General features: G+C 50.1%; 10 protein-coding genes. 4 read left to right on the forward strand and 6 right to left on the reverse strand.

Annotated features, from left to right (window positions below; translation table 11 throughout):
• The 4 genes from SGI97_11235 to SGI97_11250 form a co-directional block, all read left to right on the forward strand.
• Nucleotides 1-362: hypothetical protein (locus SGI97_11235; GenBank protein MDZ4724452.1), on the forward strand; the 362-nt coding region annotated here is incomplete at its 5' end.
• A 142-nt stretch (nt 363-504) separates the two neighbouring features.
• Nucleotides 505-690 carry a hypothetical protein gene (locus SGI97_11240; protein ID MDZ4724453.1) on the forward strand — a complete coding sequence of 62 codons (186 nt, stop codon included), beginning with the start codon at nt 505-507 and terminating at the stop codon, nt 688-690.
• Between the two features lie 89 nt (nt 691-779).
• Complete coding sequence (locus SGI97_11245; protein ID MDZ4724454.1) at nt 780-1,292, forward strand: cupin domain-containing protein; 513 nt, start codon at nt 780-782, stop codon at nt 1,290-1,292.
• 90 nt (nt 1,293-1,382) lie between these two features.
• A complete protein-coding gene (locus SGI97_11250) occupies nt 1,383-2,009 on the forward strand; it encodes a carbonic anhydrase (protein MDZ4724455.1) in 627 nt (208 codons plus the stop codon).
• A gap of 128 nt (nt 2,010-2,137) precedes the next feature.
• Here SGI97_11250 and SGI97_11255 read toward each other — a convergent pair whose 3' ends face one another.
• From SGI97_11255 to SGI97_11280, 6 genes are all read right to left on the reverse strand, one after another.
• On the reverse strand, nt 2,138-4,129 hold the full coding sequence (locus SGI97_11255) for a galactose oxidase-like domain-containing protein (GenBank protein ID MDZ4724456.1): 1,992 nt from the start codon (nt 4,127-4,129) through the stop codon (nt 2,138-2,140).
• Nucleotides 4,130-4,234: 105 nt separating this feature from the next.
• Entirely contained in the window at nt 4,235-6,685 is a 2,451-nt protein-coding gene (locus SGI97_11260) for a heavy metal translocating P-type ATPase (GenBank protein ID MDZ4724457.1), read from the reverse strand.
• 44 nt (nt 6,686-6,729) lie between these two features.
• Nucleotides 6,730-8,148 (reverse strand): heavy metal-binding domain-containing protein, encoded by a 1,419-nt coding sequence (locus tag SGI97_11265; protein MDZ4724458.1) that lies wholly within the window; start codon nt 8,146-8,148, stop codon nt 6,730-6,732.
• Between the two features lie 65 nt (nt 8,149-8,213).
• Nucleotides 8,214-11,333: an efflux RND transporter permease subunit gene (locus tag SGI97_11270; protein ID MDZ4724459.1), complete on the reverse strand. Its 3,120-nt coding sequence runs from the start codon at nt 11,331-11,333 to the stop codon at nt 8,214-8,216.
• A 1-nt stretch (nt 11,334) separates the two neighbouring features.
• Nucleotides 11,335-12,888, reverse strand: a complete 1,554-nt coding sequence (locus SGI97_11275; GenBank protein MDZ4724460.1) for an efflux RND transporter periplasmic adaptor subunit — start codon at nt 12,886-12,888, stop codon at nt 11,335-11,337.
• Nucleotides 12,878-14,194, reverse strand: a complete 1,317-nt coding sequence (locus SGI97_11280; GenBank protein MDZ4724461.1) for a TolC family protein — start codon at nt 14,192-14,194, stop codon at nt 12,878-12,880. Before SGI97_11280 ends, SGI97_11275 begins: the two co-directional genes overlap by 11 nt.
• Between the last annotated feature and the right edge of the window lie 321 nt (nt 14,195-14,515).

A 14,515-nucleotide genomic window follows, 5' to 3' on the forward strand; every position in this document is an offset into this window, starting at 1 on the left:
CAGTTACTTATATGGGCGCTTTCGACCCCAGTGTCTCGCTTGCCAGCTCATGGGTTGCCGACTGGACATTTCTCTCCGACGGCGGCTATCTCGGCGAAGTCGCCGCTGGCGTAGGCAACACCTGCCCGCCTGCTGGTTGCTGTGTAGTTCCCGGCGATGTTGCTTCTCCTGCCGATGCAGTAGCTGACATCTCGGACTTAACAGCATTGATTGACAACCTCTTTATCTCCTTGACCCCACTGGCATGCAACGATGCGGGAGACATTGCTGCTCCTAAAGATGGTCTTGTAGATATATCTGATTTGACCGCATTGATCGATAACCTCTTTATTTCGTTGACTCCGCTTGCTCCGTGCAACTAACCAAATAAAGAGTTGAAATAACTCCCTTTCCCACCTGTTCAACCTGGCCGCCCTCGCATAAACGAGGGCGGCCGGATTATTTACCGAGTATCAGAACTTCTCATGCCAACCTCGAAGGGTCAGGTTCTACTTAGCAACTTGAATGCTTAGTCTTTGGTACAGTTCCGCAGTAAACCGGGTGAGAATCAACTTGGCTTCGAGTGTGCCGTTCTCCTTGGAGCATACTTATTCTGCCATGCTTTCAGAGTTCATCCCGAAATGGCACTTGCTGTATGAACAGCTTCCGGCTATTTTATGGACAGCCAAAGATAATGGCAGTTCGGAATAGGAACCAATAAGCCTTGCCAAGAGACAATTCACAGAGTCAGGTTCAAGTTCCACACTGCTTTATGGTTCACATGTAACCAAGGAGGTCTTATGAAGACTCGGATTCTCTTGCTTGCTCTTGGTGCAGCGCTCTCAGGTATAGGCAGCTTCCTTGCTTGCGATGCGCCACCGAAGCCGACGCCAGATGCGACCGCACATTCCTTCAACGTCTTGCCCGAAGAGTTCAAATGGGAACGGATCTTCCCAGAATTTGGTGAGCGCTCGGCTGAGATTGTCATACTTCACGTCGATTCCAAGACCGGTGGTGCCCAGCTCATGATCCGAGTTCCACCCAACGCCCATGTGCCCAAGCACTGGCACACAGCAAACGAGACTCACACCGTTATGAGCGGGACGTTTGTAATGGAGTGCGAAGGTCATCGCCAAGCCCTGACTGCTGGCTCGTTCAACTATGTTCCGAGCAAGGCAACCCACGAAGCCTGGACCACTCCGACAGAAGGCGCACTCCTGTTCATCACGGTCGATGCCCCGTGGGACGTTAATTGGGTCAATGGACCCCCCAAGTTAGAAGACCTGGTTGGCGGAGTTTCGCCCCAGCGGTGACCGGGAGCCTAACCCACGTTGCAGCGGACAATGACCGGATGTTGTCCGCTCAACTCAGACGCCGTTAGGCGAGGAAGGACCATCAAATCAATGACGTCGGCAGAAAAAGCGCTCAACCGTCTCCGAGAAGGGAATCTCCGGTTCGCGGCTGGCATGCGGAGCCCCAACACGTCGCTGAGCCATTCACGGCGAGCCGAGTTGTCGAAGGACCAACAACCCTTCGCGATAGTCCTCGGTTGTTCGGACTCGCGGGTTCCGGCTGAGATCGTGTTCGACCAAGGCCTCGGCGATCTGTTTGTCATTCGCGTTGCGGGAAACATCGTTGCTCCCTCGCAAGTCGGCAGCGTCGAGTTCGCAGCATCGCGGTTCGGCACCCGGCTGGTAGTTGTGCTGGGGCATTCCCAGTGCGGAGCCATTCTGGCCACCCTTGAAGAGCTTCAGCAGCCAGCGGAAAACCAATCGCGTAATCTGCGTTCGATCGTCGACCGCGTCCGGCCTTCGGTCGAAGCGCTGCTGAAGACCGAGCTCAGGCACGACTTGGACGCTCTTGTGCGGCATGCTGTTCGGGCGAACGTCCGCGTTTCGGTGGACCATTTACGTCACGGATCAGAAGTTCTGGAGCAGCTAATCCAGAACGAAGGCCTTCTCGTGGTCGGTGCCGAGTATTCATTAGAAACCGGGGTTGTCGAGTTCTTCGATGGTGTGGGTCCCGACTAACGCTCCTCCATTGCTACCTTCCATATCAGAAACGACAATCGTCAACGCGTAGTTGTCTCGGCAATCATTGGACTTAGGAGCAAGCTGTGATCTGCAAAAACAGCCCCGGCCGGCGCCTCTGGCGCTTTCTATTGACAGGTCGGCAACGGTTGCAGGCTTATAAAAAGGAAGTCTATCAAAGCTGTCAAGTCACTAACGTCGATATTGCCCGTACCATCAGTGTTCGCTTCAGCCGGACAGGAGAGCGGCGCTAAAGATATAAAGAGACGATCTATCATCATTGTCAGGTCACTAATATCAACAGTATCGCCGATGTCGCCGTCAAGGTTACCCGTTGAGCCGATACAACATGCCGTGTCAGCTCCAATTCTGACAATCCTTCCTTCAGAGGGTACATCGTCGACCAAAACAAACAGCATGTAGTATCCAAGCGGGGTAGTATTGGAATCGCCGGGCACCGTCGTACTTAATTGTTGAGCGTCCTGTTCAAAAGGGAGGCTAATATATCTCGGGATGCCGCCATCAACCCAGTGAGTGACCGAGCCGGTTCCTGTCAGGATGACTTGGGTCACCGAATCAGCACGCGAGACATTTAGTGTAAACGACAGAGATCGATTTAGATCAGTGGAACTGATTGATGTGATAACCGGTCGCGGGCCGCGAAATAAGTAGGGCGGTTCGTAGGCCTCAATATTGTAATTGGTTGGGCCGGTAAAATTCAAATTGCTGCCTCCAGCGGTTATGACTCGCCCGTCCGGCACCAATAATGTTGTGGCATGGTACTCATGAAAAGTCAGCAGTTTCGCCACCGACCGCCAAGAGTTAGTCGGCGGATCGTAAATATCACTCAGCTTCGTGTAGCCCTTGTCAGTTTCGATGGCGTGATTGTTATCTTCAAGTCTTCCCGCCGCGCAAAGCACCTTTCCATTCGGGAGCAGGACAATCTCCGGCTGTGATCTCGTGACCTGTGGAGTTGGGCCGAGATTCCATGTTTCAGTAATTGGGTCGAAAAACTCTACCATCGAAGGATTCGTCAAATTTCCGCGGTAAATCCCACAGATCATTGGCCGTCCATCAGGCAGCAGGATAATTGAGTGATCGCTATGCCCGGGCCAAAAGCGATTCTGTTGGACAAGTTGTCCTGTCGTTCTCCAAGTCCCGGTCATTGGCGAATAAATCTGCGGCGGATACCATGTCCGCAGGACTTCACCATTGAGCATCAATAAGGACGGAGTAAACTCTGCCGAATTTAGCATCGAATCGGTGTACGTATAGCTGTTTGTTTCGGGATTGTATATCTCGCATGTCTTCGTACGAGCTGCATCGGGCGTTTGACCGCCTCCCATTATCAATAGTTTTCCATCGTGTAGACGTGAAAGTGCAGGGTACCATCGCTCCTCAAACATGTCCTGTTTATTTGTCCACGTGTTTGTTCTGTAGTCGTAGACTTTTGTGGTTTTGACGGCGTCGGTGAAATCTTCGCTTCCTTGTCCACCTATAAAGACCAAGTCGCCGTTGAGTAGTAGTGTCGATATGTGACATCCCTGTTCTGAACTCGACGAATCGGCGATAGTACTAATGCCAGTCGCTGGATCGAAAAGAATAGGCTCTTTTGTATCGTGGCAGAAGAGTATAGTCCCGTTTGGTAGAAGGGAACCCGAGTTCGATGCATCCAAGTACTCGGGGGCGCTGCTTCCGACTATTGACCAGCGTCCTGGTTCGGTTTCAGGCAGTAAATTCACATTTACTATGATATTCTGGCCGACCAAAGTGAGCGCCGATTGTTTGTAACCATAGTTGGGGGCCGCAAATCCGATGATTAGCTGTTCCGTTGGGAGGTTGTTCAGACTATACATCCCGAAATTGTTGGTTCTGGTTTCTTGGAATACACTGAGCAACGAATCAAAAATCATTACGCGGACATTGGGAAGGGGGGCAGAGGCATTAGCAGAATCCAAGACCATACCGGAAACAGACACAGTTAATTGATGTTCAGCAGTGACTGGCTCTGAATTGGTCTTACCTGAGAAAAAGAAGAAAAGCAGTATTGTGGCAGAAGCAGCGAGAATGGGCAGTCTTGTGGAAAAACGGGAGAAACGGCTTGAACTTTGATTTGGCATTACTCTGTCAACTTTTGGTAGTTAATTGGACAACTGTGAAGTAACAGGCAAATATATGCAACAAGTCGAAAAAGTCAAAGGGAATAGCCAATCATATTTTCACCTCTAACCTTTCCTCAACCGCAGCGAATTCCCAATCACTGAGACCGAGCTTAGACTCATCGCCGCCGCGGCAATCATGGGACTTAGGAGAAGGCCGGTGAGCGGATATAGTATGCCTGCAGCTATTGGCACTCCCAGCGCGTTATAGAGAAATGCGAAAAATAGATTTTGTTTGATGTTGCTCATGGTCGCTTGGCTGATTTCCCGGGCACGTGCGATTCCACGGAGATCCCCTTTGACAAGAGTTATTCCCGCGCTTGCAATTGCGACATCGGTTCCGGTTCCCATGGCAATGCCGACATCGGCCTGAGCCAATGCGGGAGCGTCATTTATCCCATCGCCAGCCATAGCCACTTTGCGTCCCTGTTCCTGAAGTTTTTTAATATGTGTGGACTTTTGTTCTGGGAGCACCTCGGCAAGGACTTCAGTTATGCCAAGCTGTTTAGCGACGGTAGCCGCTGTCGCTTTATTATCGCCAGTGAGCATCACAACTATCATCCCCGAAGCTTGCAAGGATTTAATAGCTTGATGGGCGGATTCTTTGATTTGATCTTCGACGGCAATGAGTCCCGCAAGTACCGAATCTATTGCCACGTACATAACGGTTTTCCCCTCATTCCGAAAAATGGTTGCATCTTTCTCTAAAGTCGATGTCTCAACATGTAGCTTTTGCATAAGAGCCTTATTGCCCAGAGCCACCTGACGACCGTCTGATGTGCCCGTTACGCCATATCCGGTCAATGTCTCAAACTGCTCGGCAGGCTTAATGCCCACTTTCAAATCTTCGGCTTTCCTTACGATTGCTTCGGCTAAAGGGTGTTCGCTGGCAATTTCGAGGTTGGCGGCAAGTCGCATGAGTTCGTCCTGTGTTATTGCTGATTCGGCAACAACATTGGTGACCCGAGGTTTTCCTTCGGTGAGCGTTCCAGTTTTATCGACAATAAGGGTATCTATACCTCGCAATTTTTGGATGGCTTCGGCATTTTTGAACAAGACTCCGCTGGATGCCGCCCGTCCCATGGCGACCATTATGGACATAGGAGTAGCCAGGCCCAGCGCGCAGGGACAGGCAATAATGAGCACCGAGATCGCATTGATTATGGCAAACGCCAATCGCGGCTGGGGACCAAAGAAATACCAGACTACAAATGAAATAACAGAAATGGCCAGGACAGCAGGAACAAAATAGCCTGAGACCGTATCGGCAAGATTCTGAATTGGCGCACGGCTCCTTTGTGCCGATGAAACTAACGAGATTATTTGGGCAAGCAGGGTATCTTTGCCGACGCGCTTGGCGCGCATGATGAGAGCACCCTTGCCATTTATCGTCGCTCCAGTGAGAGGGTCATTCTCTCTCTTTTCTACCGGAATTGGTTCTCCGCTAATCATTGATTCGTCGACGGCGCTTCTGCCTTGTACCACCACACCATCAACCGGAATCTTTTCTCCGGGTCGCACCCGAAGTTTATCGCCGATTTTCACATGCTCAAGAGGAATCTCATGCTCTGTGCCGTCCTCGTTTATAAGTCGGGCAATTTTCGGCCGCAAATCCAGCAGAGCGCGAATGGCCGCGCTTGTCTTCCCCCTTGCCTTCAATTCAAGAACCTGACCCAAAAGCACGAGGGTTACAATGACAGCGGCGACTTCAAAATAGACGCCCACAGTTCCGCCATCCATTCTCAAAGCCTCAGGAAAGATGGACGGGAAGAGAACGGCAACAATGCTGTACATGTGAGCGATTCCAGTTCCAAGTCCTATCAGGGTAAACATGTTCAGGTGCCTGTTGATGATTGACAGATAAGCCCGCTCAAAAAATGGCCAGCCCCCCCAGAGGACGACAGGGGTGGCAAGAACCAGTTCGAACCACTGAACTGTCGAAGGAGAAAACATTTTCCCAAGGCCAAAGATTCCTATGGAATGAGACATGGCAATCATCACAAGAGGCAGAGATAGGACAGCGCTTATCCAAAAACGACGGCTCATATTCCGCAATTCTGGGTCTTCGTTAGCATCACCTGAGACGGTTTGAGGCTCAAGTGCCATTCCGCAGATGGGGCACGTACCGGGCTGATCCCTGATTATTTCAGGATGCATAGGGCATGTCCAAACCTGTTTGCTTATCATTTCCTGAGGCAGCTCTGGTTCCAAAGCCATACCGCATTTTGGGCAACTGCCCGGCCCCTGTTGGCGGATTTCCGGGTGCATCGGACAGGTATACATCAGTGTCGAAGCTCTCAAAGATTGCTTTGTTTTCGCAAGTGGCTTGAGCTGCATAAATTCCTGACTTGAATTCTGATGCAGAAACGTTTCAGGATCATTCTGGAATTTGTTTTTGCAGGAAACGCTGCAAAAATAATACCGCGTCCCGTCATGCTGGAAGGCATGCTGACTCTTGTCTGAAACTTTCATGCCACAGACAGGATCTTTGTATGCTCCGTCCTTTTCGGCTTTCATCCCGTGTTCTTCCACTTATCTCCTCCAACCCTATATATTTGCCGTTAATGCTGATGTGAGCCGCTTATAGAGCCCTCTGCCACATTTATTCCGAACCTGGCGTATTTGGATTCACCGCCAATCTGCACCTGTGCGAACAAGCGAATGAATCCTGACCGCTCGGGAAGTAAATGAAACGAAAGTTCAGGTCCGCCGCGCTCCGTGTCAGAAGTAGGCTCTTCACCAAGCGGGTGGATATGCACAACAGTCTTGAAATCGGTGTTAAAGCCGACCATGTGAGCAAAAGCATTCATCAAAGGTTCAAGCTTGAGGAAAGGCGTATTATCAGTCTGAGTAATTCTTAGTTTCATTCCGGTTGCCTTGCCCGCGACAAGATTTGCGTCCTCGAAACTTAATTCATAGCGAAGACCTTCGACCGTGTCGACCAGTTTCGTTTCAGTCTCGGCTACCGCGCCGCCTTCGCCAGCGCCAGCGATATCCGCTATCACATACTCCTGCATATTTGTTTCTGTCGGGACGAGATCAGCCCACACTCTATACGGACCGGGCTTTTGTGGTGTGAATGAGAAATCATATTCACCGGGAAGCGAAGATGGTTTGGGGTGCTCATGATGATAATCAGTCAGGCTGTGGTCGATGATAAGTAAATGGACTCTCTCGGTATGCGCGATCTCAAGCATTGCAGGTGTGACGGGTTTACCATTTGATTTCGTTGTGAGTTTAACAGTCACAGTTGTCGGTTTGCCGACTTCAAGCGGGGTAGCAGAGGCCGCGAAAGACTGTATAGTTGGCTCACTCGCTCCATGTCCGTGTCCGTCGTTTTTGGATTTTACTAAGCTCATTCCGCATGTCGGACACTTGCCCGGTTTGTCGCTCGAGACCCCCTCACACATGGGACAGATATATGTATCATTAGCGTTTGACTGTTCATTAGTCTCTTCAGAGTTGGAAGGCGCATTTTTAACAGCATCGCTTGTTAAGGTTGACTGCGTGCCGGTTGGCGGAAAGAGATTCTTCACGACCATAATTTCGGTGTCCAATTTGTCTGCATACAACTTTGCTTTGACAGGATCTTTGGCATCGCCGGCATTATGAAGCAAATCAGATAAACTCTTAATCTTGTTGATCGATTTCTTCAGCGTGTCCATCTTCCCCGTATCAAAGCCTTTGGTGAATTGTTGCAACGCCGATGTATAGGCGTAAATTGCAGGTCCAATGTCATGCAAATTCGAGAGTTTTTTCTCTCGGATGCTGCGTTGAAGGTCTTTTTGGAGATCATCAATTCCAAACAAGATACCAGAAAGCGTGGTCGGGATTTTTGATTTGCCGGGTGTGACTTCGTGCGGGCCATGCGCGAAAACTCTTGAACTGGAGGCCTGCATTAAAAAGAATAAAAATAACAAAACGCCAAATCTTGCGGCTGTTTTGATCCATGAATTGGTTTTTCGAGAAATTGCTTTCATCGGTAGGGGCCTTTCGTTTAAGGAATTATTCTGTGAATACAAATCTTTTGTACTGGTATGCCGTTTCATCGTTGGATCTCCTCTGATTTATCATGATTGATATGTTTTTCAAGCGCGTGTCTTCCGAAGTGATAGAATATAGTTGGTGTGACCGCTAAGTCCAAAAGGGTCGAGCTCACCAACCCACCCAATATAACAGTCGCCACCGGATAGAGAATTTCCTTTCCGGGATCTCCTGCAGAAATGACCAACGGAATCAAGGCCAATCCTGCCGTAAGCGCGGTCATGAGTACGGGGGAGAGTCGTTCGAGCGACCCGCGTATTATCATTTCCTTTGTAAACTGCTCACCCTCCTCTTTGACAAGGTGGATATAATGAGAAATCATCATGATGGTATTTCTCGATGCAATGCCTGTCAGTGTAATAAACCCAACCAGCGTCGCGACAGATAACACCCCGCCGGTCAAATATATAGCGACAATACTACCGATCAACGCCAGCGGGATGTTGATAAGAATTTGAAAGACAATTGTCATCGACCGAAAATGAGTGTAGAGCGCCAACATCATTCCCGCCACAGCAAGCAATCCTAAAAGAGCTATCTGTCGTGTAGCCGCTTGTTGACTTTCAAACTGCCCGCCGTAGGTTATGAAGTAACCAACAGGAAGTGTGACGCTACTGTTGATTGTTGATTGAATGTCTGCTATAACACTTCCGAGGTCGCGCTCCGAGACATTGCAGGAAATGACAATTCTGCGTTTGGTGTTTTCCCTCACAATCATATTTGGTCCCTGAGTTTCGACCACCGAAGCAACAGCCTCCAAGGGGATCTTTGATCCCGATGGTGTATCGATCAGAATTTGCTTCAATGACTCGACCGTTGTCCGCTCCGACTCATCGAGGCGCACTACAACATCAAATGTGCGTGCGCCATCGAGCACCTGCGAAACAACTTTTCCATTCAGCGCCGTCTCAAGAATTTCTGTCAGTTCCCCGGCGCGAATACCGTAACGCGCGGCCTCTTCTCTTTTGACCTGAATCCGAATCTGGGGGAGGAGAACTTGTTTTTCTGTCTGTAAGTCAACGACACCGGAAATAGCGCGCATGGCTCTTTCCACATCTGCGGCGGCTGACCGAAGTGTCGCGAGGTCATCACCGAAAATCTTCACGGCAATCTGCGCCCGCACTCCTGAGAGGAGGTGGTCAAGCCTATGCGATATAGGTTGACCGATGTTGATTACAACGCCGGGTATATCATCGAGGCGGGTTCTTACATCCGCTAGAACCGCTTCGTGCTCACGGCTGCTGGGCTTGAAATCAACATCGATCTCACTCGAATGCACTCCTTCGGCATGTTCATCAAGTTCGGCCCGGCCAGTCCGACGCCCGACCATGGCCACCTCTGGTACCTCGAGCAAGAGTTGTTCTGCGATTGTGCCGATTTGATTGGATTCAGAGAGCGAAGTCCCGGGTACGGTCAGGAGACTGATAGTCGCAGTCCCTTCGTTAAACCGTGGCAGGAACTCCTTGCCAAGAAACGGAACTGAAACCAAAGCGCCTGCGACTAGGACGGCAACTGTCACAATAATAAGTGTCGGATGGGACAAACTGAACTGTAATTGATGCCGGTCAATGCGTTTGAGCCATCGCACGACAAAACTATCGGGACGTTCCAGAAGCTTTGCCCGAGGCAGCAAATAGTAACACAAGACCGGTGTTACCGTTACAGACACCAGAAGCGAAGCAAGGATTGATGTGATGTATGCAATTCCAAGCGGCGCGAAGAGGCGTCCTTCGATTCCAGACAACGAGAAGAGCGGCAAAAAGACCAACACGACCAAGATTGTAGCAAAGACAATTGAGTTTCGTACCTCGCGGGAAGCATCGTAAATTACCCGAAGGGCCGACCGAGGTGACGAAGATTGCCGATTCTCTTTGAGCCTGCGATACACATTCTCAACATCAACAATGGCATCATCAACCAATTCGCCAATTGCTATCGCCAGACCGCCCAATGTCATGGTATTAATCGAAATACCTGCCCAGTGAAAAAAGAGCGCAGTTATGGCGAACGACAACGGGATCGCCGTCAGTGTGATGACTGTTGTTCTGAAATTTAATAGAAATATTGCAAGCACAAATACCACAAATAGGGATCCATCGCGGAGAGCTTCCTCGACATTCCCAACTGCGGCTTCAATAAAATTGGACTGTTTGAAGAGCTTTACAAGCTCAATATCGTCTGAAAGACTTGTCTCAATCTGTTCCAGAGACGTCTCTATCGCGCGTGTCAACTCAACCGTATTCGCGCCCGGCTGTTTGAAGACGGAGACGATGACACCCGGTGCTGCGTTGATACTTGCATCGCCGCGTTTTACACGAGCGCCGAGCTTGACTGTAGCCAAATCTCTAAGTCGGATCGGAACGCCATTCCGAATCTCGACGACCGTGCCAGCCAAGTCGTCAATCGAGGCCGAGCGCCCGACATTTCGAATCAGCGTCTCCTGGCTTTGCGTTTCAACATATCCTCCGGTCGTATTCCCCTGAAATTGAGCGGCCGCCTCGGAGAATCTTTCAAGGCTCACATTATATTGAGCAAGTTTATCGGAGTGCGCCAAAGCCTGATACTGCTGAACCTCACCGCCAATAGGGGTAACCTGCGAGACTCCCGGAATGGCAAGCAGTTGCGGACGAAGAATCCAGTCTGCTGTTGAGCGAAGTTCCATCGCGCTGGTTGTGCTGTCAGTGCTTGAGATACCGATCAAGAGTATTTCGCCCATTATCGACGATACTGGCGCCATGATGGGCGTGAAATCTTCAGGCATTTGCCCACGAGCCAACTGGAGCCGCTCGCTGACCAACTGCCTGTCCAGGTAAATATCTGACCCCCAATCAAACTCGACATACACAATAGAGAGGCCAATCCCCGATGTGGAGCGGACGCGTTGCACGCCCGGCGCGCCGTTGAGCGCCGTCTCGATCGGAAAAGTTACAAGCGTCTCAACCTCCTCCGGCGCGAGGCCATGGGCTTCGGTCATGATTGTCACCGTCGGGCGGTTCAAATCAGGGAGGACGTCAATCGGTTCATTGATAAGCGCGAAGATGCCGGCAATCAGAACCAGAATCGCCGATGCAACAACAAGCAGACGATTATTTAATGCAAAGCGCAGAATGGCATTTATCACCTCAACGACCTCCCGCGCTTACAAGTTGAGGAATGTTAAGAAGCTGATACCCGCCTGAAACTACGATGCGGTCATTTTCCTTTATCTCACCTTCAATGGCAATCTTGTCTCCGAACGCGCCGAGTTTTCGAATGGTGCGCCGAGCAAAGATTTCCGGCTGGATATGAACGAAGATAACATCAAGACCCTCCCATGTCATCACCGCGTCGCGTGGCACAAGGAAACCCTCGATTTTTTCCGAAGTGGTCAGATGAACATCTACGGGCATTCCCGGGCGGAGAAGCCCGCCTGTATTTTGCAACTCAAACCGCGCCCTCAGCACATTTGAACCGGCCTCTATCTCTGGAGCAAATCCGACAAAACGTGATTCGATAACACTGCCCGGTGAAAAAGAACTTGAAATTGATGCCGATGGCGTGCTTCCCAGTTGTGACACATCTCCGCCCTGAAGAAATGCCTCAACCCAGACTGTCTGTAAATTCTGAATAGTAAATAGCGGACGTCCCGGATCGGCGTTACCTCCTGGAATCGCAAAGGCCCCGCTGATGACTCCATCAATCGGCGCATAGACAATAAAGGCGTCGAGCACCTGAATGGCCGCAATAGCCTGACCCTTTTTTACTTTGTCCCCAACCTGGGGGTAGCGTACGTCCTGCAATGAGACCAATCGTCCAGACTGTGAAGGAAACACGTTAGCCGAAGAACTCGGTTTTTCTATAACTCGTCCAAGCGCCTGTATCTGTTTCGTCACCGATTCTTTTTCGACAGGTGTTGTCCTGACGCCCAAAAGGAACTGAGCTCCTTTGCCAAGAAAGCCCGGTTGGCCCGATGAGGCAGAGGCATCGTTTGAAGGATGTTCATGATCCTCCCCCCCGTGAGCATGGAGTTTCACCTGGGTCATCCCCAGAAACGCGCCTATGATCAACGCCGCCTGAATTGACTTGCGGTTTTTCTTATTAAGCCGGAATGTCAAGCCCGCAGCTAAAATGACAATCAACAACCCTGCCACAATAAAGCCGATGATGTTGCGTGAGTTTTCATTCGCGGCCTCAGGTTGCATCCCGTTCACCGTACTGCCGCCCACATGCACGCCTGTGACTTCGACAAAATCAGCATCGTCGGCAGTTGTAATATCAAAGAGTAAATCAAATGAACCAGTATCTGGAAAAAGTATTTTGGCGTAATAGAGACCTGAATCCGGCTCTGCAACCGCTAACAGCGGGGAGATATCAGATCCGCTCACTGTAATTTCCACCGTTGCCCCGGCTACGGGAATATTTGTGTTAAAGTCGGAGAGATAGAAATCAAGAACTGTCTCTGTACCCGGCTCGATTGCGGTATAGACGACCACGACCTCAAAATTATCACTGGCCCCCCATGGGCGATTCGATGGTTCGCCGGTCATAGCCGGTTTGGCAGCTGACGCCCCATGGTCATCGTCGCCATGAGCCTGAACGCTCACAATGTGGACTGCCATAACCAACAAGAGCGATACGCCATAGACGAACGACCGGATATGTCCATGCAAAAGGCGTTGTAAATATTTATTCTTCATTATCATCTCTCCCAAGCGTTACGGACGGTGCCGTGAGGCCTAAAGCATTTTCAAGTTCAATGCGCGCATCATTCAGCGCGCGTAAATTGCGGTAATAAGAGAATCTGTGCTGTTGCAGCGATTCTTTTTGAGACAAATATCGTTCAACAGGAATACGTCCCTCGCCATAGGCGCTTTCAAGAAGCACAAAGAGTGAATCAACCGTCGGCACTGTCCCTGACGACAATTCAAACAAAGCTTTAGCCCTTTCCAGATTATCCACTGCGCCTCTTACAACTGTAGAAATTCGACCTTCGGAGCCCTTAAGGGAAATCCGCGCTGCTTCTGATTCTCCTTGAAATCTGGCCCGTTCGGCCTTGTTGCGATTGAAAAATGGAAGCGGTATGGAGATACGAAGCCCCAACAGATTTTCAGTCTCGGTTCTCCCCGAACTTAGATAAGGGTCGTTGCTTGATCCGTTAGAGCCATCAGTCCGACGTTCACGAGAGTAAAATGCGCCGAGCCTGAGATTCGGCACTCGGTTGCTGTGAGCTAAATTGAATCGTTGGTCGAGTTCCTCTTCTAATAATTCTAATCGTCGGAGTTCAGGATGAGACTTATTGTTGAGAATAAGAAGACTGTCCGATGAGATTTCTTCAACGAGGTCACTCGCCTCGCCCACGAGCGACAGCGTATCCGGATCGGCATTAGTCAAAAGAAGGGCAAGCCGGGTTTCCGCCAATGCATAATCAGCCTCTGCTCCTAATTGCTGAGCTCTTATAGATAGGTAATCAAGGTCGAGGAACTGAAACTCCGATTGCGGAATTATCCCTTCGGATGCTCGTCGCTGAGCCGAATCCCGAATTCTCCCTGAACGGGACTCGACATCCGACCATTGTGCGGAAAGCTTCTGTTCAATAAGCGTTCCATAAAACGCCAGCCGAGTCTGTCTTGCGACCGAACGTTCAATGATTTCCAATTCAAGCTTCGCTCTTCGAAAACGATTTTCTACGAGCGCAAATCTTGAATTTCGCTGGCCGCCAAGTTCAAACTCCTGACTCAGCCCAACCGTAATCCGGCTGTTGCCGTCGGATGAAGTAAGAGCGTCGCTTTCCACCTCAAATTCGAGCTCAGGGTTATGAACGAACTTGGGTTTGGAGAAAACCAGTTCGGCTCCGGCGGCGCGAAGCAACTGCCGTTGCGCTGCGATTTCTTTGTTACTTGTGACTGCGATCTCCACGGCCTGATCGACAGTCAGTTGTCCTGCTTTTCCACCAGCATTGAGTATTAGCACAAGGCCTGATAGAACCAACTCACGTTTGCCCATATTGTAAAACACCTATAAACCATTAAGTATTGGCTAACCATGAGACCAAAGATCCCATAGTATGTTCAATTGTCTTATTAGGAGTATTTCCTTAAATGTTTTTGAGGAAATAGAAGATGGTCAAATACGCAGGGAATGAGTGGACAAATAAAGAGGAAGGGGAGAGGCTTGTGCTTGTGACGCGTCTTCGGCTGAAGAATGCAGAGAACAAGGCGTGGATACAAAAGATTGCGATGCATAGTCTGTGTTCAATAGCGACAATCGCGCAATGACCGAAAGTTTCTGCGACTCACTTCGCTGGTCATTTGAATTGATCAACTG

It is taken from the genome of Candidatus Zixiibacteriota bacterium (assembly GCA_034439475.1).
In the GTDB taxonomy this organism is placed as follows: Bacteria; Zixibacteria; MSB-5A5; order GN15; family FEB-12; genus JAWXAN01.